Origin of the sequence: Halobacteriovorax sp. XZX-3 (genome assembly GCF_043196495.1) — a bacterium.
Lineage (GTDB): Bacteria > Bdellovibrionota > Bacteriovoracia > Bacteriovoracales > Bacteriovoracaceae > Halobacteriovorax_A.
The window spans coordinates 644,512-662,998 of the sequence record NZ_JBEBMO010000002.1 but is presented as its reverse complement, the minus strand read 5'-3'; the positions used below and the strand labels follow the sequence as shown (position 1 = coordinate 662,998).

Genomic DNA, 18,487 nt, shown 5'->3' with positions numbered 1-18,487 from the left:
AAAAACATAAATGGTCGATAATATGGACATGAGAATGAGGCTCTTACTGCTATTTACAGGTATTATTACAATAAATACTTCAGTGCAAAGTAGCTCGTCCATAGAGTCTCACCAAGAATATGAAATAGCGTCCTGCCAAAGAATCACTTCAAATAATCATAACGATGAATACTATATTGGATGCGAAAATGGACGTATCAATTACTTTGATAATTTAACGTCACTGTCTAAGACTGCAAGTGCAATAGAAAGAAGTATTTATGAAGACAACATTCTAAGTGAACTTAAAGAATATACCATTAGTGAGCTAAAGAGAAACAAATCATACTTAGAAAAACTAAGAGAATGCTTACACAATTCTCGTCCGGAATGTCTTAAGATTAGAGAGACAATACTTAAGACAATTAGAACGGAAATTCCAAAACTAAGAGCAACCATGTCCATGATGGTTCCACCACCTAATTATCAAGGGATGATGCCAACACTTTATAATGCTTCAATCAAGCATAAGTTTCAAAATAAAGATTTGAAATCTCTTACTAAAGACGAGAAATTAAAAATTGAAGAAGAAGCAAACGCGATAAAGCATCACTTTACACAAAGCTGGTTCAAAGAAAATGCTGATAAGAATAAGTGTATTGAACAAATATCTCCTACTTCATATCGCTTTATCCCCTCAAAGGGGCGATACACTTGTGAGTCCTTTCATCAAAATAAACTCACTAAAGTAGTGAAAAATAAAATGTCAAAGTACCGTGATCAATTAAAAAGTGAATATCACGAGAAACTAGCAAAAAACCCAATACTCGCACATATCGATCTTAGAGGTAACGAAGACAACAAAGAGATACTTAATGAAGTTACAAAAGTAATTTCAAAGTTGAGTGAGCAAACGAAACAATCAATTGATAAGCTTACACAACAAGATAAAGAGGATGATGTAACGTTAATTCGAAATGATAATATCCTAAACTCATTTATAAAAAATCGTGGTGCGACGAAAGTTTTGTGCGATATTTCGCAAGACTTGAAGGATCAAGAAGACTTCAATGAGATAAAAACAGACCTTGCTCTTGCTGGTGCTGCCTTATTAGGAGGAGGAATTTGTGCCTTCACGGCCGGTGTTGGATGTATCATTGGTGTTGGTATTGCTTCCGAAACGATTGGGATAAGTATTGCGCAAAATCGTTATGAAGATGCGGCATTAGCATTCAATTCAGGTTTAACAACGGCCAGACAATATGAAGATCGAAAATTTGAAAGAGATTTCTCCCTTCTACTTGCCCCTCTTTCAGTAACAGGAGAACTCGTAGGTAGCGGCGTAAAAGTTGCAACAAAAGCAATTCGCTACACTCCTTCAGGCACAGGTATCGATTATGACTTTAATGGAATAAGGAAAAGAGACCTTTATCGTCAGTCTGTATTTAATGACCCAAGTTATAAAATAACATCTAAGACAGACTTTATTACAAAGTATGAAAACTATGTCCTTACAGGAGTAGAACTGAACGGACGTTGGATTAAAAATGCCAGCGCAACAAATGCATCTCTCTATTTAGATATTGAAAATTCTGCACTTAAGAGACTTAATGATACGATTGGAGATAAAAGTCTTGTCACAGCTCTAACAAATGCACATAAAACTATTGTTGCAACTAAAATAAATGAGCTTTTAAAGAAGTACCCAAATATTGATATTGAAGTATATTCGGACTTCAAGTCGATGCGTTTTGCATTTGCACCAAAAGAATTATCAAGTGATATTAAAGCACAACTAACTAAAGAATTAAATAGCGTCTACCAAGAAGCAAATAGTGAATTTGCCAACAAGGTAAAGACAATGGAAGGAATACCAGCGAATGAAAACATAAGGGGTTGGTTTCAGGCCGGCATTGGAGAAACTGCAGATGAAGCAGGACAGGCAGCAAAAAGAAGTCGCTCAATAGATCGTTCAGGACAGATTGCAAATTTTCAAAAAGTAAAATTCACAATAGAGGAAGAAGTTAAGAATATCACTAAGTACAATACTAAACTCAATTCAAACCATCCACTATCTAAAGTAGGACTTATTGAGAAGATTGGGCAATCACAAAACTATATTCCAACACTTGAAGTATTTGAGGTTGCAAGAAAAATAACTGGTCCACTAAATGGCCATGGCGAAACACTGGCAAATGAACTCAATCGTCGCTTTGGAAGCAAGCTATCAATCCAAGATGGCCAAGATCTTATGAATTACATCAGAAATCTCGATTCTTTAACTCCTGGACTTTGGTTAAAGCAACGAGTAAACGCAAACCTAAACACAGCAAGTTTTGGTGGCATGTCAGGTGATATCACAGGAATGGGTGCAAGAAATATACGTCAAGTTGCACTTGATATATTGAGAACTGAAAACCAATCCCCTAGGGATATCATTAAAGCAACGAGAGCAGGTGAACAACAGGTTACTGCTACATTTGATCAGATTAAAACTAAATTTAACCAAATCGTAAAAGATGTCTTAGATGAAAGACAAATTGAATATTTTGACGCTTGCAGTGGTGACGACTGTGTCATGATACCTTCAAAACAACTTACAGCTAAGGATGAGATTGCACTTGTTAGTCGGTTTTCTGCCCAAGAAAATCCATCGCAATATCGACTAAGCTTTATTCCATCAGGTGTGAAACAAAGTGAACGTACAAATTTGGCCGTCCACGGTGAATTAGTTGAAAAGCATCTTAGAAAGATTTTAACAGGTATTGGAGATGGAAAAATTCCTTACTCAAAGCTTAAGAACCTTACGATAGCTACTAAAATGCCATCTCAAATCAATAAGGGAAAAATAGATCTTATTATAGGTGTAAAAGAGCGACTTGAATTTACAAGACAAGAACAACTCCTCATCCAAAAAGCATTGAACGACTCTGTTGAGAAGGTAAATAAAGACCTAGATAGAGAAACACAGAAGAAAACAAGTAACTATAGTGCAGGTGCCTTGGCCTGGATATAATTACTTCAGGAGGTCTCTCTTTAAATCTGAATCCACAGGATATTCACCAATCCATGGAGCGTGGGCCAATGAATAAAGTTTCTTATCATCTTTTTTCTCTAGAATAACTTTTTCATTTTTTTTAATAATTACATCGTCACCATTAATCTTATAGATAGATATAATATCCCCTTCTGTTACATCGACACTACTTTCGACAAGATCCTTAAGTTGCTTATCAACATCTTTGTAGTTCTTTAAAGATTCTCTCCACCCCTTTTGAGATAAAGACTTATCAATGTCTCGCAAATACTTAATCTTTATTAGCTCTACCTTTTTATCAACACTTGTTAAATAAGACACCTCATAGACATCCCAAACAAAATAGGAAAGTACGCCTTTCCCAACTAAGCGTAAATCATTACTGACAGCACTTGCATACAAGGAAAGAACTCCAAGCAATAAAAGTTTACTAATTAATCTATTCATAGCTCACCACCTTTGCCTTTTTCAAAAACTTAAGAGCAATAAAAGTGAAATCAAACTCAAATTTCTTATCTGCAAAATTCAAGCTATGCTCGTTTGCATGATGATTGTTTTGATACAGCTCCCCCATCATAAGAAAATCAATTATAAGTGTATTCTTTGAATGATCATCGAGATCATGATTACGATAGCCATATTTATGACCACACCAGTTCACAATAGCACCATGAATAGGACCTAAAAAGCTATGGATAGGAACGAGTAATAGATACCAATATGAATCAGTGAATAATAAATACATGAGCGCATATAACACGACAAAGAGCAACCTGACGAATACGGAATCGGCAATAGCAACAACACTAGGATACCTCTCTTCTTGTGTCTCTGCGCTCATGTACTCTCTATAAGTTTGTAACATCATAGAGATAATATTTTTACTAACAACAGGAGAATGCGGGTCTCCAATTTCATCTGAATGCTTGTGATGATTTAAATGCAATGTACGGTAATGCTGTGGACGAAGAAAGCTTGGACCTTGCGAGAGAATCGTCAAGATTAAGAAAAACTTATCCCATGCAGGAGTTAGCTTACAAAGGCCATGCGAAATATAGCGATGTAAATAGAAAGACTGACAAAACAGCGATAAGTACCAATGTATAACTAAAAAGCTTATTGCAAAAACCATTACTTTCTCCGTCGAAATCGACTACTTCTTTTCAAATAGGAAGTGTCCTACAAACCACTCTTCACCATTGTCATAACCAAAAAGCTCCGCGCATGAAGCAAAGAAAATCTTCCAACGATGAAACCAAATATTTGCCTGATCTTCACCGTATGTATTGGCCATGACTTTCATAATTTCACTGCGCTTTTTTTCCATATTCTGAAACCACTGCTCAGAAGTTTCTTGATAATTAGCGCCATTAACTTTCCATTTTTCAACTAATTTAAAGCTATCCTGAACCTTTTCAAAAAGATCAAAACTTGGCATAACACCACCAGTAAAGAAGTAGCGGCCCATCCAATTGTCTTCACCTTGTGTTTCAAAGAAATAAGAAGCATCTTTATGACAGAAGATATGGATAAATAATCTTCCGTCATCTTTTAGCCAGGACGCGACTTTCTTAAATAACGAATTATAATTTCTCATATGTTCGAACATTTCAATTGAGACAATTCGATCAAACTTATTTTCGATATTAAAATCATTTATGTCGCAAGTTTTAATCTCTAAATTATTTAATGAACGCTCTTTAATACGCTCTTCAATAAACTCTCTTTGTCCATTTGAATTTGAGATAGCTGTAATTTTTGAGTTTGGGAATTTTCTTGCAAGAAAAAGACTCAGAGAACCCCACCCACAACCAAGCTCCAGAATATCCATTCCATCGAAAATTTGCGCTCTTTCACAATACTTTTCAAGCATCGCACTCTCTGCCTCATCAAGTGATGTTATTCCATTATCAAATAATGCACTTGAGTACTTAAGATTAGCACCTAGAACTAATTTAAAAAATTCAGGAGGTAGCTCATAATGTTGTTCATTTGCTTTATCAACGTCCTCGGCAATTAGTGATTTATTAAAGTCATTTATAATTCCAGACTTGTGGAATTCTAAATTCTTATTAATCTCATCCTTTCTTTGCTTAATGAGCTTTCTAATCCCCATTCTAATTAATGGATCAGGTATATAACCTCTTTCTGCGGCATTCATTAATATAGACATCTTATCCTCCTAAGATCTGTATAGTGGTTTTCCAAATACTAAGTGAGAAACACCAATGGCCCTTTCACTAAATCCGCCAATGCAATATGAAAAATAAAAGTTCCAAAGTCTTTTAAATTGTTCATCCTCACCGAGCTTTGGAATTTTATAAGTTTCGTGATTAAAACGATTTTGCCATTCTTCAAGTGTTCGTACATAATCCTGAGCAAAGTCAATTTGAGAGTATAAACGTAAATCAGTTACTTTCTTTGCAGAACCTAAGACCGCATGAATTGAAGGAATAAAGCTTCCAGGAAAAATAAATTTCTTAATAAAATCTAATTCTTTCACTGCACGATCATATTCTTGGTCATTAATCGTAATAATCTGTAAAAGGGCAAGACCATCTTCCTTTAATACATCTGATATTTTTTGAATATAAGTGTTCAAGAACTTCTCACCAACTGCTTCAATCATCTCAATAGAAACAACTCGATCATACTTACCTTCTAAGAGACGATAATCCTTTTTTAAAAGTGTAATTCGATCCTCAAGACCTGCTGCTTTAATCCTTCTTTCTGCTTCAATATATTGATTTTCCGAAATCGTTGTTGTTGTTACATGGCAGTCATATGCTTGGGCCAGATGAATGGCAAGTGCGCCCCAACCCGTACCAATTTCAAGAATATGATCACCTGCTCTAATATTGAGTCTTTCACCGATAGTTTTAAGTTTATACTGCTGGGCCTCTTCTAGCGTTGAATTTTCATTTGCAAAAATTGCACTTGAATACATCATCGAGTCATCGAGAAAGTGCTTAAATAATTCGTCAGGTAAATCATAATGGGCCTCAATATTCTTTTTTGAACCATCAATTGTATTTCTGTCTTGCCAATACTCAATAAAACGAGCAGGCTTTAAAAGGTTTACAAACCCTGCATCCATTTCACTTAAAAGTGTCTTATTAATAGCAAAAGCTCTCATGACATTACTTAAATTCGGTGTATCCCACTTCTTTAAGATATAGGATTCTGCTGCTCCAATTGAGCCTTTGATAAAAATATCTGTGAAGAAAGTTTGGTCATGAATGATCATTTCAGCACTAATTCGTTGCTCTCCTCGACCTAGGATATGTTTTTCATCGCCAACATATATCGTTAGACGAACATTTTCTAGTAAGGCCAATTTCTTTATAATCCCATCTCGAAGAGTTCTAAGAAGAATACCTGGCCTTTGATCCTTATTGAGCAATTGTGATTTCTCTATTGTTTTTATATCTGGTTTCATAACTACTCCTTTATATTCGCTTGTGAAAATAGACTTCTTCGACTATCTGGATTTGGGTGATCATAAAAAGGAATTCCTTTTACCCACAACTTGAATGCTTGAAAATATATTCCTAAAACTACCTTCACTGTCATAAATGGAAATTTTAGTATCATTCTATTGAGAGATTTTTTTGATGCCTGTACTTTCTTAAGATTCATGCTTGCGAAGAAAACACTTTCATCCTTATCAAATGTATCCATTTTGATTTTCAAAACTTCACTAGGAAGAGAAAAACTCCACTGATATGCAAGAGACATTGGAAAAAATGGTGAGACATGAAATTCTTTCTTGAAAGCAGCTTCAATGTCATTTACGGAAAGACTTTTTCTTGCATCCACAACATAGCAAAACCTTTCACCCCATGGAGTATTTTCAATCTCGGCCATGATCGCTTCAATCTCATTGTTCTTATTAAAGCAGTAGTAGAATGTTACAGGATTAAAGCAATGGCCAAAGTACCTTAGGCTAGTCAACATTCTAACTGGGCCATCAGTGTTGCGCCCTAGATGTTTTGCAACAGTATTTAATACTTCGTCCTTAAGGTCCTTACTTGTATCACCGTGATAGTCACTTCTTTTAAAATAGCAAAGGTTACGTTTAAGATATGACCAAAAGCGTGACATAGAAAAAAATTTTTCAATCTCATCTAGATCTAAATAAACGAGAAAAAGATTATATTTAAAGTAATGTTTCTTTGGTAAGGAGCGAGAATGCACGACACTGCCTTGATAAAGACATGAGTTCATAACTCCTCCAATTTCTCGATAACTCTTAATGCACTAAAGACACCATCTTCATGGAATCCATTTCTCCAATAGGCACCACAATAATGTGTGCGATTATGCCCACTAATCTCGTGCCATTTGGCCTGCGCCCTCATCCCGTCGAGAGTAAATAAGGGGTGCATATAATTTAGTTCTTTTAGAATTGCTTCATTCTTAATTGGTCGATATGGATTTAAGGTAACATTGAAATTCTTATGAAAATTTATTCCTTGTAGAATATTCATATTGTAAGTCACAGTGGAGCCAACAGACTTTTCAACAGGTAATTGATAGTTCCATGCCGCTACAGCAAGAGATCTCTTAGGTAGAAAACTGTCGTCAGTATGCAAGAATGTTGGATTCGCAACATAAGGAATTGCAGAAAGTAACTCAGCTTCTTTCTCTGAAGGATCAGCTAATAACTTTAATGCTGTATCAGAATGTGTTGCAATGATGACTTGATCGAAGCTTTCACGGCCTACATTGGTTTCAATAATTACTTGACCTTGCTCACGAGTAATACTTTTCACTGGAGTGTTTAGCCTTACTGAATCCTTAAAATGGGCCAGCATTTTCCTTATATAAGAATTTGAGCCACCATCAATGACATACCATTGAGGTCTATCATCAACTTCTAAAAAACCATGGTTTTCAAAGAAACGTAAAACAAATTTTGCAGGAAAGCGCCAAACATCAATAGGGTCAGTCGACCACACGGCGGCCATCATTGGTACGATATAATATTCAATGACACTCTTCTTTACACCTCTTGTTTCAAAGAAATGACAAAGAGAAATATCACCAGAGTCATTAGACAAAAATTCCTTGGCCTTCTTATTAAAGTCAATAATTCCATTAATCATCGAATAAAACCAAGGTCTAAAGAGATTTCTTCTTTGAGCAAATAAAGTATTTAGTGTCGTTCCATTATATTCCAGCCCAGTCTTGTCGCAATGAACACTAAAGCTCATGGTTGTAGGCTTATATGCGACATCAAGCTCTTCCATTAGGCGCAAGAAGTTAGGATAAGTCTTCTTATTAAAAACAATAAAGCCGGTATCTATTCTAAACTCTTCTCCTTCATAATCAATTTCATGTGTATGAGTGTGACCTCCAAGATAATCATTGGCCTCAAATAGCGTTATATCGTGCTTTTTCGACAGTTTATAGGCACATGTAAGCCCAGAGATACCAGAGCCAATAATTGCAATTCTCATTACTGCCCCTTTAGCCTATTTTTGATGTACTTTATAAGTGAACCTAGTACTGGTATATGCTGATAGATAAATTCACCCATATCAAAATAGTCTCGATGATAACTAACTAGTCCATCATCATTAAATTTAATAACAGAGTTTCCATGTAAGATAACTGGTTTACCAGAATTCAAATTAGGAGTAGTTAGAATCATCTTCCAAACTGCAACATGATGATTACCATTTGAAATAATTTCAGAAAATTCGAAACGAATGTCTTCAACTCCCTGATAAATTCCCTGATAGTAGGCCTTTACCTCTTTAAGCCCTCTATGTTCTCCTATTGGGTCAATGAAGAGAGTTTTTTGGTCATAAAAGCCATCAAGAATATCAATATTATCTGCTCTTAGCTCATTAAATACCTTTTCAATTCTCTGTGCTTGTTGATTTTGAGTATTTAGATCTTGTGCTCTTAATTCCTTCACTGTAACTCCTCCAATTAAACAAACGATTAAGGCTACTTTTACGACTTTCTTTGGAAACCATATTAAGAAGCGATTTGTTCTTAATTGATAATCTCGATAACGTTCACCTTTAGTCTTTAATGACGACTCCTCCGCTGGAGGAACCCCTGTTACACAAGTAATTAGGTAGAGCATGATAATATATGGGACGAAGCCGACAAGAGAGATGGGGCGGCTCAGATCTAGTCCATAAATCCCATACGATAACCAGATTAATGTTTCAAAGAAGTAATTCGGATGACGAGAGTACTTCCATAATCCGATATCACAAACTTTACCTTTATTATCCTTATTGGATACAAAACGTTTAAGTTGGCCATCTGCTATTAGCTCTCCAATAAGAGCGCCAGCAAAAAGAAGTATTGCCACAAGATTAAAAATTGTAATCTCCCCTGGCCCTAAAAGAAACAGAGGAGCCGATAAGATCACTGTTAAAATGCCCTCTGCGACAAAGAGTCCATAGAGATAGACACCATACATGACCTTCCACTTTTTCTTTAAATTTAAATAGCGGCTATCTTCCCCCGTTTTTCTAATTCTTTGAAATAAATGTGAACTTAAGCGAAGAGACCAAAATGTATAAAGTAGACATAGTATTAGAGCATTGGCCGATTCTGCTAATTGCGGTCGAGAAGATAATAGTGTGCCAACAACGATCAGAAAACTTGAGCTCCAGTAAAAGTCTAAATATGAGAATATTTTAATATTCAAAGAAATGAACCACCCTATCGTGAAATATAGAAGCACTAAAAATAGAATAAGCATGATTAGTTCAAACACGGTCGATCCTTTATTTGTCTTATGCTTATAGGTACGGCGGATCAAAGAGAATGGATCACTTCCTGAAAAAAAAAGTCATTTCTGTCACTATTATTAGCTACTTATAATTATTTTTTTTTGCTGTGATCCAAATATGAGAGTTTGACGTATCAAGTAATATGAAGGCATTTAGTGCAGCAAATGACTTACTAAGTAACACGTGCATAAATTATGCTACAATAATTCCTATTATTGGGAGAGCAGAAAAAGTGCAGTTAAGTCTTATCGATATAGAGCATTTGCTTATGCAAATTGCGAATGAGAAATCAAAGGAAGCTTTTAAAAAGCTTTTTGATTTCTATTATCCAAAAATAATTGGATATGGAATTAAGGGAGGACTTTCTAAGGAGCAAGCTGCCGACATGGCCCAAGAGGTCATGCTTAAAATATGGAAGAATGCCCAACTTTACAATAATGAAAAAGGAAATATTAATACTTGGGTTTATGCGATTGTGAGAAATCAAAAGTACGATATGCTCAGAAAACAAAGTCGTGACCCCTTAAGTATTATTGGTGCTGATGATATTTTTGATGATGAACATCTTCTGCAGCAAGAAGATGAAGACTACAATAGTGAAGATATCTATCACCTAGCATATACAAAAGAAATGATAACTAAACTTTCAAGTGAACAACAGGAAGTCCTTAATGGAGTTTACCAACAAGGATTAACGCAAAAAGAATATGCCGATCAAGAGAAGCTCCCTCTAGGAACCGTTAAGTCCCGTATTCGCTTGGCCATTAAAAACTTAAAGATTATATTGGAGGAAAAGTGAGAAAACTTTATCATCCAGGCATTGATTTAATAAAAAAATATGAATCTGGTGTACTAGATGCCGGGCTAGGTCTTCTAGTAAAGACTCATTTAAATGGATGTGAAGCTTGTCGTATGCAAGCAGCTTCAGAGCTTGAAAAACAAGCAGATGAATTCTTTCACTCAAGTTCACATCTCAAATTAACGCAAGAAGATAGTGATGACATTTTCAATAATATACTTAACAGTATTGAAGCCTCTGAACCGAAGCTTAAGAAACCTGCACCAGGGCCTTCGAAGATAAGCTTTCACAATAAGGTCTTCACATTACCAGACACTCTCTCTTTTATTTCCGATAAGGAAATTCACTGGAAAGAGTTCGGACAAAATAGCGCCGTTGCACAAGTTACTTCAGGCAAGGCCGGTGGTCTATTCTTTATCTACCTTGGGCCAGGGGAAACAATTCCTAAACACGGTCACCATGGCAGAGAGTATAGCTATGTTCTTGACGGTTACTATAGCAGTGATGGCCACAAGCTTGATACTGGAGATTTCTCTACATTTGAAGAATCTGATACTCATGAACCATCGACAACAAGTGAAGATGGCTGTTTGGTAATATCTTGGGTTGAAAATCGTTTGAACTTTCTCCACGGAGTTTTTGCGCCGCTAAATCGACTTCTCTGGTGGTACTTAAAGCGTTCATAGTTGAACTAAACTAAAAATCACTAAACGGTTTTTATTTCAATATTGTTTTAGATAAAGTAGAATACTCTTATGACGAGTATGGAAGATAGACTAAATTCACAATATAAGCATGAGCAAGTTCGCACGGCCAATACGCGTAAGTGTATACTACAGGCTACAGACCTATTTTTGCAGCATAACCCAGCATGTAAGTTAACGACAAATAAGATTGCACGCATGGCCGGAGTTAGTATTGGAAGTGTCTACAATCACTTTAAAAATAAAGATGAAATCATTGTTGAGCTAATCAACATTCAACTCGATCAAGACCTTCTTACCTATGGAAATTTCTTTAATGACGACTCAATAAGAGAGAATATTGAAGCAGAGTTTCATAAATTTTTAAAGCTTGTTTTAGATAATTATCGACGAAATCTTGAGCTAAGGAAACTTATCCTACTCTATAAAAGACATCCTAAAGTTGAGAAAAAATTCATATATGTAACTCGTGAAACTCAAACCCTTATTGAGAATCACTTTTATAAAAGCTCTGAGATTAAATCAGAAGTCCCCATCGATATCATCATTAGCTCTTTGAGAGGAGTGATAAGAAGCTATCTTGAGTTTAGCCCAGATAAGTTTCATAATTTTGAACTTGATAGAGAACTAGATATTCTCATCACATCATATATTAGAAATTCACTCCTTATTGAAAGACGCTACTAAACAGATGTTTCAATTCTTCTAATAATTGCTTCATGGTTTAAAATCACAACACCTGATCCGTTAGTATCACGGATAATTTCAGAAACATCCTGATCAAGTTGACCTGAGATTTTAGATAATATACTTGGCATCTTCATTTTGTTAAGCATATCGATTTTTACAATACTATCAATTTCATCTACTAAAAGAGCGTAATTCTCACCTCTCTCATCGGCCTCTAAAATAATAACCTTTTTAGACTTACTAACCTGCTCTTCACGATCTTCCTTAATTCCATACATACGACGAGCATCAATAATAGTAATTAGTTGATCTCGTAAGTTATAGACTCCAATAACATGTGAAGGAGCACCTGGAGTTGTGAGAATATCTTGTGGTTTTTCAATAATTTCACGCACCTCACTTACGGCAAGTCCGAAATGATAACCAAAATCAAATGTAACAAATGATTCTAACTTCATTTCAACCTTCTTCATTTCTTCTTCCTCATGTGAGGCCTTATAAATCTCAGAATGGCTTTTTGTAATCTCTTTAATTTCACTGTTATTTAAAATTTCCATATGATCGATTAAGAAAGTCATTCCATTTTCACTAGTCTCAATTCCCCCAAGAAACATATTGGAGCGCTTTGACGAAAAAACAGGAACAGGCATGACTCCCTCATCATCATAGAAAGTAATCGCATCAAGAGAATCAACGACAAGACCAAAGTATTCACTATCGATTTTGATTATTAGGATTTTTTGATCAATCCCTTCTTTATCTGTCGACTCTAGACCTAGAATGCGAGAAAAACTTAACACAGGAATCGTCGTTCCTCTCAAATTTACTAATCCTAAACAGAGCTTCGATGCAAATGCCGAATGTTCAATATCTTGCATATTGATAATTTCATTAATAGAAGTAATTTCTATTGCCAAAGGAACTTCATTAACTCGAAATGAAATACATTTTTTATGTTGGCTTTGAACCTTAAGTCGTCGATCTACTTCTTGTCTGAATGAATCGTAGCTCCCAAGTCTGGCCAAATTTCTAATCTTAATAATCTGAGATGGTTCAAGAATTTGATAAATACGCTTTCCCATATCTCTTTTAATTGCACCTTTAACAACTTGAGTAATATCACTACTATCAGTAATTTCAAACATACTGATTTCTGACTTCTCAGCTCTTAAGATCTCTCCTGTCGAATCGAAAGAAACTCCAACACTAATGCCGTGGACATTAACAATTGCTACTTTAGAAGCTGTTAAGTCTTGCTGATTATCACCTGAAAGATTTAATAACTTGGATAAGCTTAAAATCGGGATAATCATCCCTCTTAAGTTAAATATCCCCTCTAGATAGTCTGGAGCAAGAGGCATTGGAAATAGAGACTCTGGATAATTGACAACTTCTTGAACTGCAGTAATATCAAGAACAAACTCATTACCCATTAAAGTAAATGAAGCAAATATATTTGATTCATATTTTTCAATTGTATCTAAAACTTCAACTTCTTTTAATTCATTCATATCTTCTTTTCCAACTTCTCGTTAATACGAATCATTTTTATTTCTAAGCTATCACAATCAATTATAATTTTACTGGCTAGCTCTTCCCCATCCATAATTTTTCGAATTGGAAGGTTTCTTTCTTTTAATACTTCGAGGGCCTTGGCCTTATTCAACTTTCCAATATGATCGACATTTCTTTGTTTAAGTTGGGCCATCATATTTCCACCACCCGCAAGATAGATATCAAAATCTGCTTCAGCTCTTTCATTTAGATGTAATTTATCTAAAAGGTATGGAATTGCATCAACAACGTACTTTCCAGGCTGGTGTTCAGGAGATGATTCTTCTCCTTGTGGCAAGAAACAATGAGCTAGCCCACATGTTCTTTTAACCTTATCGATGATAGCGATCCCTAAACATGAACCCAAAGTAGCCTGTAAGACAGCTCCAGCTTTACCGAATTTTATTTCGCCGATACGTACATGAATATACTCTCGCTCATTTCTTCTCATAACCTACTTCTTTTTATAAGTTTGAGGATGCACATACTCAAATTCACTAGAAAGTCCGTTCAAGCTTTCTGATTCTCCAAGAATTAGAATTGCTCCAGGCTTCATTGCTCTTGAAATATTATTAATTACTTGTTTTTGATCTTCTTGCTTAAAATAAATCAAAACATTTCTTAAAAAGACAATATCAAATTGAGCAATATTACCTTTAGGAATTGAAAATAAATTGTGACTTGAGAAAGACGTATTCTTCCTCAACTCAGGAACAACTTCTGCAAAATCATCATCTTCATTGAAGTAAGTTTGAAAGAGTTTTGTATGTCGTTCCTTAAAATTAGTAATATTTCGACCACTATATCTTGCGTCTTGGGCATATTTTAAAACTTTTGTCGAAATATCTGTCCCAACGATTTCATATTGAAAGCTAGACTTAATTTTTTTATGCTCTTCACAAGACATCGCAATAGAATAAGCTTCTTCACCCGTAGAAGATGCTGCTGACCAAATTTTTACTGGTAAAGAATTTTTCCAATTAATCAAAAATTCTTCTTGAAAGTATTTCCATACTTTCTCAGTTCTAAAAAATGTTGTCTCATTAGTCGTTATAATATTGATGAATTCTTGCTTTTCATTAATATCAGTTTGTAGATAAGCAATATAATCATCATAACTTTCTAACTCCAGTGCCTTAAGCCTCTGTCTAATTCGACCTTGCAGCATACTTTTTTTTGATGGAGAAATAGTAATTCCTGTATGGAAGTGAACGAGGTCAATAATCTTTTCCATTTGATTACTATTTAGCTCCATTAAGTAAATCATTCGCAAAACCTTTCTCTTAATCTTGGATTAAGTCACTAAGTCTTTTTGCACCATCAGCTAGACTGCGAGTGGCCATGGCAATTGACTCAGATGCCGCAGCTGAGTTTTCTGTTTCAGATGCAACTTGTTGTACGGCCTCACTTACCTCTTTTGCTGCAAGAAGTTGTTCTTGCGTGGCACTAGAAATTTCAGCAATTGAGTGATTCGTGTTATTAACCCCGTCGACAATTTTTGAAAATGCCTCACCGGCCTTCTTAGAGATTTGACTCCCCTCAGAAATTTTCTTAACAGAATCATTAATAAGCTTTGAGATCTCTTTCGTTGCTTGTGAAGAGCGCTCTGCTAACTTTCTAACCTCATCTGCAACAACAGAGAAGCCAGCACCATGCTCTCCAGCTCTTGCCGCTTCAATAGCAGCATTGAATGCTAAAAGATTTGTTTGACTTGCGATTTCACGAATAACTTCTACAATCTCACTAATCTCTTCCGATGATCTTGTTATAATTTCCATTGCTTCAACAGCTTCATGTATTGACTTCGCTCCCTCTTGTGCTTCTGTAGAAGTAAGCTCGGCAATTTCATTAGCAGATTTAGCATTTTGAGCGATCGAATTAATCGATGCAGTTAACTCTTCAACTGAAGCGTTCATCTCCTCAGTTGTTGCACCAAGAGATACAGCACCTTCAGCAACATTCGATGATTTTGTCGAAATATCCTCTGTGCTATCTTTCATTTCCTTGGCCAGTTCATTGATGGCCTTTTTAATTCTTTCATCTTCTGTAATAACATCCCAAGTAACCATTGCTCCCTGGTAAGTATTATTCATATCCATTACTGGACTTACTAATAAGTTTAATATTTCATCTCCAACATGAATTTTTGTTTCATGAGGAAGATTAGATGGATCAGATAACATTTTTCTTTGGTGTGCAGGATTCTTATGAAAAACATCGATACTACTTCCAACAATCTCAGAAACCTTAATTGGCAATAGTCCTTCAATTGAAGTAAGTGTTTGTCTCGATTTTGGATTAATATATGTGATATTAAAGTCTCGATCTGAAAGCATTACGTTGATTGGCATATTATCAAGCATTGAGCTGTATTGAGCATTGCGATTATCAGCGACTAACTTATCTGTAATGATATCCCATGTAACCATCGCACCTATGTAGTCATTACCATCCATAACAGCAACAACATTTAGTTCAAGTGATTCATCACCAATTCTAATCTGAGTCTTAATTGGTAAATTTTTAGGATTTGCTAAAAGCTTTTGTTGATGAATAGGATTCTCATGGAAGACATCGATTTTTGAACCAATAATTTCTGCAACAGGAATAGGCAGAAGAGATTCAATGGCCCTTAAACTCTCAAAACTTTTTGGATTAATGTATTTGATTACTAAATCAGTTCCGCAATACATAACATTAAACGGTAGCTTATCTAGCATATCGTAAATAGCTCCACTTCCTTCAAATACATTTCGACAATCAAGTTCTTGGTTTATTTTTGCCATGGTCATATAAGTCTCCTACATCCTCATAGAGAAAGTTATTTCTATTAAAGAAATTATATGACTCCATATATTTTAAACTACTCAGTTTTATCGAAATGTAAGTTATTTATGTAACATGTGTAAAAACAAGCAGTTAAGTCTATAAACTATAGAATTGGACAAGAAAATTATACCTGAGTAAATTACTTATTCATTTTCACATTTTATGGGAAATAAGAACGACGACTAATTATTTTTAAACTTCAAAATCAAAGTAGTCTGAAAGCTCACCATCACCTTCTTGAAGGTCGTCGATTTCTTCATGTGATTCTTCACCAAGGAAGCCAATATTGTAGAGAGCATCTCCGGCCATAACAACAGATGACTTGCTTATGCCTAAAATAACTCCATCGTGCTCCATTGTGATTCGACTAATAAGCTCACCTGTAAGTTGGCGCAATTCTCCAACGATCTCGCCTTCTTTTACAATTTTTCCATGATGGGCCTTATTAATTAATAGTCCACCTTTGGCCGCTCTCATCCACTTCGTTTTTCTAATAATGAATTTTTCTTCTTTAAAACTCATTTTAGTTCTAATCATGCCATAGTGACTAAGAATACTCTTAACGAGGTTGACACCATACTTTGCAATTGTTTCATCAATGCGTAAGCCTTCTCCACCTTCAAAGACAATACAGGGCCTACCTAAATCATTAATGGCCTCTCTTAGAGAACCATCCCTAAGCGTGCTATTAACGACCAATGGAATACTAATATTGTTAACAAGCTCTAGCATTCCCTTTGTTTCTAAATCACAACGGATTTGTGGAATATTGAAACGGCCAGGACCTCCAGAATGAAGATCGACAAAGACATCACCATACTTCGTTATTTGCTTAAAGATAAAATTTGCGAAGCGAGCACCAAAGCTCCCCTTTGCTTTACCAGGAAAACAACGATTAAGATCCTTACGATCAGGAAGGTATCGTTGCTTATTTAAAAAGCCGTAAATATTTACAGCTGGAATGATTATTAAAGTCCCTTTTAAAAGTTTCAATTTACCTTTCATTAAAAGTTGGGCAGCTCTTAATCCATTGATTTCATCACCGTGCATACATGCAGTGACTACAACACAGGGAGAGATCTCCTTTGTTGCACGGTAGATATAAATAGGAGCTTTTACTTTTTGAAGCCCGTAAAAAGAAGGGAAATTGACAAACTCAACGATTGGTCTGCCAATTTCAACTTCTTCAACTTTTAATTTAAATAATTGATCCGTCAATTAGTTATCCTTTATGACTTTTGTATAATTCTTCTCTACGTAATCGATGATTTGAACGGCAATATTCTTATTCGTACAACCTTCAATTCCCTCAAGCCCCGGAGAAGAATTAACCTCTAATATTTTAGGACCTGTACCAGAACGAATTATATCAACCCCGGCCATATTAAGCTTCATTGCCTTTGCGGCAGCAATAGCAACTTTTCTTTCTTCCGGTGTAATCTTCACAGGTGATCCAATTCCACCTCTATGAATATTTGAGCGGAACTCACCTTCTTTCGCTTGTCTCATCATTGTGCCAATAACCTTGCCTCCAACAACAAAACAACGAATATCTGCGCCATTTGCATCTTTAATAAATTCTTGAACAAGAAAATTTGCCTTTAAAATTCTAAAAGCATCAATCAAACTCTCTGCAGCTTTCTTCGTTTCGGCCAAAATAACACCTTTACCTTGAGAGCCTTCAATAAGTTTAACAACCATTGGCGCTCCACCAACAAGCTTGATTAAGCTCTCAGTTTGTTGAGTGTTATTTGCCATTCCTGTCTTTGGAAGGGGTAGATGCTTTTGAGATAGGATTTGGAGTGAGCGTAACTTATCTCTTGAGCGTCCAATTGCATTGGACGAGTTCAAGCAGTACACTCCCATCATCTCAAACTGACGAACAATCGCCATACCATAGGCACTAACGCTGGCCCCAATTCTTGGAATAACAATATCAACCTTGTCTAATTTTCTCTTGCGGTAGTAAACCATTGGAGAACCAGTTGCCACATCCATATAACATTTGTCTGGACGAGCGACTTCGACATGGTGACCTCTAAGTTTGGCTTCTTCTACTAGTCTCTTTGTAGAGTAAAGATTCTTATTAGAAGATAAAATCAAAATATTCATTTATGCTCCATAAAAATAGCAA

17 protein-coding genes are annotated in these 18,487 nt (G+C 35.6%); 4 read left to right on the top strand and 13 right to left on the bottom strand.

All coding sequences use genetic code 11. The features are described 5' to 3' along the window. Positions 1 to 10 precede the first annotated feature (10 nt). Positions 11 to 2,995, top strand: a complete 2,985-nt coding sequence (locus ABMA70_RS13735; RefSeq protein ID WP_392992710.1) for a hypothetical protein — start codon at positions 11 to 13, stop codon at positions 2,993 to 2,995. Here the strand turns inward: ABMA70_RS13735 and ABMA70_RS13730 are convergent, their stop codons facing one another. The 7 genes from ABMA70_RS13730 to ABMA70_RS13700 are packed head-to-tail and all read right to left on the bottom strand — an operon-like array spanning position 2,996 to position 9,692. Next, positions 2,996 to 3,463, bottom strand: coding sequence for a chalcone isomerase family protein (locus tag ABMA70_RS13730; protein ID WP_392992712.1), 468 nt, complete (start codon positions 3,461 to 3,463; stop codon positions 2,996 to 2,998). Then, positions 3,456 to 4,148: a fatty acid desaturase gene (locus ABMA70_RS13725; RefSeq protein ID WP_392992714.1), complete on the bottom strand. Its 693-nt coding sequence runs from the start codon at positions 4,146 to 4,148 to the stop codon at positions 3,456 to 3,458. Before ABMA70_RS13725 ends, ABMA70_RS13730 begins: the two co-directional genes overlap by 8 nt. Before the next feature lie 21 nt (positions 4,149 to 4,169). Beyond that, complete coding sequence (locus ABMA70_RS13720) at positions 4,170 to 5,189, bottom strand: SAM-dependent methyltransferase (protein ID WP_392992717.1); 1,020 nt, start codon at positions 5,187 to 5,189, stop codon at positions 4,170 to 4,172. Positions 5,190 to 5,198: 9 nt separating this feature from the next. Further along, entirely contained in the window at positions 5,199 to 6,455 is a 1,257-nt protein-coding gene (locus tag ABMA70_RS13715; RefSeq protein ID WP_392992720.1) for a class I SAM-dependent methyltransferase, read from the bottom strand. 2 nt (positions 6,456 to 6,457) lie between these two features. Further along, on the bottom strand, positions 6,458 to 7,243 hold the full coding sequence (locus ABMA70_RS13710; RefSeq protein ID WP_392992723.1) for a DUF1365 domain-containing protein: 786 nt from the start codon (positions 7,241 to 7,243) through the stop codon (positions 6,458 to 6,460). Then, entirely contained in the window at positions 7,240 to 8,478 is a 1,239-nt protein-coding gene (locus ABMA70_RS13705) for an NAD(P)/FAD-dependent oxidoreductase (protein WP_392992726.1), read from the bottom strand. Before ABMA70_RS13705 ends, ABMA70_RS13710 begins: the two co-directional genes overlap by 4 nt. Continuing rightward, entirely contained in the window at positions 8,478 to 9,692 is a 1,215-nt protein-coding gene (locus ABMA70_RS13700) for a DUF1295 domain-containing protein (RefSeq protein WP_392992728.1), read from the bottom strand. Before ABMA70_RS13700 ends, ABMA70_RS13705 begins: the two co-directional genes overlap by 1 nt. 353 nt (positions 9,693 to 10,045) lie before the next feature. On the opposite strand from ABMA70_RS13700, the gene ABMA70_RS13695 reads away from it, so the two are divergent. The 3 genes from ABMA70_RS13695 to ABMA70_RS13685 all read left to right on the top strand — a co-directional run bounded on the left by ABMA70_RS13695 (position 10,046) and on the right by ABMA70_RS13685 (position 11,967). Further along, complete coding sequence (locus tag ABMA70_RS13695) at positions 10,046 to 10,576, top strand: sigma-70 family RNA polymerase sigma factor (RefSeq protein WP_158246884.1); 531 nt, start codon at positions 10,046 to 10,048, stop codon at positions 10,574 to 10,576. Further along, a complete protein-coding gene (locus ABMA70_RS13690; protein WP_392992731.1) occupies positions 10,573 to 11,262 on the top strand; it encodes a cupin domain-containing protein in 690 nt (229 codons plus the stop codon). The genes ABMA70_RS13695 and ABMA70_RS13690 overlap by 4 nt, the downstream gene beginning before the upstream one ends. Before the next feature lie 78 nt (positions 11,263 to 11,340). Continuing rightward, the gene (locus tag ABMA70_RS13685; RefSeq protein ID WP_392992734.1) at positions 11,341 to 11,967 is read left to right on the top strand and encodes a TetR/AcrR family transcriptional regulator; all 627 of its coding nucleotides are present in this window, start codon (positions 11,341 to 11,343) and stop codon (positions 11,965 to 11,967) included. On the opposite strand, the gene ABMA70_RS13680 is transcribed toward ABMA70_RS13685, so the two are convergent. The 6 genes from ABMA70_RS13680 to rimK form a co-directional block, all read right to left on the bottom strand. Beyond that, positions 11,964 to 13,481, bottom strand: a complete 1,518-nt coding sequence (locus ABMA70_RS13680) for a chemotaxis protein CheW (RefSeq protein WP_103218219.1) — start codon at positions 13,479 to 13,481, stop codon at positions 11,964 to 11,966. The two genes, ABMA70_RS13685 and ABMA70_RS13680, sit on opposite strands and share 4 nt — an antisense overlap. Beyond that, entirely contained in the window at positions 13,478 to 13,975 is a 498-nt protein-coding gene (locus ABMA70_RS13675) for a chemotaxis protein CheD (RefSeq protein WP_392992737.1), read from the bottom strand. The genes ABMA70_RS13680 and ABMA70_RS13675 overlap by 4 nt, the downstream gene beginning before the upstream one ends. Positions 13,976 to 13,978: 3 nt before the next feature. Further along, entirely contained in the window at positions 13,979 to 14,791 is an 813-nt protein-coding gene (locus tag ABMA70_RS13670) for a CheR family methyltransferase (RefSeq protein WP_392992740.1), read from the bottom strand. A gap of 16 nt (positions 14,792 to 14,807) precedes the next feature. Further along, positions 14,808 to 16,316 carry a methyl-accepting chemotaxis protein gene (locus ABMA70_RS13665; RefSeq protein WP_103218222.1) on the bottom strand — a complete coding sequence of 503 codons (1,509 nt, stop codon included), beginning with the start codon at positions 16,314 to 16,316 and terminating at the stop codon, positions 14,808 to 14,810. Between the two features lie 229 nt (positions 16,317 to 16,545). Beyond that, on the bottom strand, positions 16,546 to 17,571 hold the full coding sequence (locus ABMA70_RS13660; protein ID WP_392992743.1) for a succinylglutamate desuccinylase/aspartoacylase family protein: 1,026 nt from the start codon (positions 17,569 to 17,571) through the stop codon (positions 16,546 to 16,548). After that, positions 17,572 to 18,465 carry a 30S ribosomal protein S6--L-glutamate ligase gene (rimK, locus tag ABMA70_RS13655; RefSeq protein WP_103218224.1) on the bottom strand — a complete coding sequence of 298 codons (894 nt, stop codon included), beginning with the start codon at positions 18,463 to 18,465 and terminating at the stop codon, positions 17,572 to 17,574. Positions 18,466 to 18,487: the final 22 nt, after the last annotated feature.

Excerpts from the sequence above, each read along its gene's own strand:
- ABMA70_RS13725 (WP_392992714.1), bottom strand. The coding sequence starts at position 4,148 with ATGGTTTTTGCAATAAGCTTTTTAGTTATACATTGGTACTTATCGCTG.
- ABMA70_RS13675 (WP_392992737.1), bottom strand. The coding sequence starts at position 13,975 with ATGAGAAGAAATGAGCGAGAGTATATTCATGTACGTATCGGCGAAATA.
- rimK (WP_103218224.1), bottom strand. The coding sequence starts at position 18,465 with ATGAATATTTTGATTTTATCTTCTAATAAGAATCTTTACTCTACAAAG.
- ABMA70_RS13685 (WP_392992734.1), top strand. The coding sequence starts at position 11,341 with ATGGAAGATAGACTAAATTCACAATATAAGCATGAGCAAGTTCGCACG.
- ABMA70_RS13705 (WP_392992726.1), bottom strand. The coding sequence starts at position 8,478 with ATGAGAATTGCAATTATTGGCTCTGGTATCTCTGGGCTTACATGTGCC.
- ABMA70_RS13665 (WP_103218222.1), bottom strand. The coding sequence starts at position 16,316 with ATGACCATGGCAAAAATAAACCAAGAACTTGATTGTCGAAATGTATTT.
- ABMA70_RS13735 (WP_392992710.1), top strand. The coding sequence starts at position 11 with ATGGTCGATAATATGGACATGAGAATGAGGCTCTTACTGCTATTTACA.
- ABMA70_RS13730 (WP_392992712.1), bottom strand. The coding sequence starts at position 3,463 with ATGAATAGATTAATTAGTAAACTTTTATTGCTTGGAGTTCTTTCCTTG.
- ABMA70_RS13710 (WP_392992723.1), bottom strand. The coding sequence starts at position 7,243 with ATGAACTCATGTCTTTATCAAGGCAGTGTCGTGCATTCTCGCTCCTTA.
- ABMA70_RS13715 (WP_392992720.1), bottom strand. The coding sequence starts at position 6,455 with ATGAAACCAGATATAAAAACAATAGAGAAATCACAATTGCTCAATAAG.
- ABMA70_RS13670 (WP_392992740.1), bottom strand. The coding sequence starts at position 14,791 with ATGATTTACTTAATGGAGCTAAATAGTAATCAAATGGAAAAGATTATT.
- ABMA70_RS13680 (WP_103218219.1), bottom strand. The coding sequence starts at position 13,481 with ATGAATGAATTAAAAGAAGTTGAAGTTTTAGATACAATTGAAAAATAT.
- ABMA70_RS13720 (WP_392992717.1), bottom strand. The coding sequence starts at position 5,189 with ATGTCTATATTAATGAATGCCGCAGAAAGAGGTTATATACCTGATCCA.
- ABMA70_RS13695 (WP_158246884.1), top strand. The coding sequence starts at position 10,046 with ATGCAAATTGCGAATGAGAAATCAAAGGAAGCTTTTAAAAAGCTTTTT.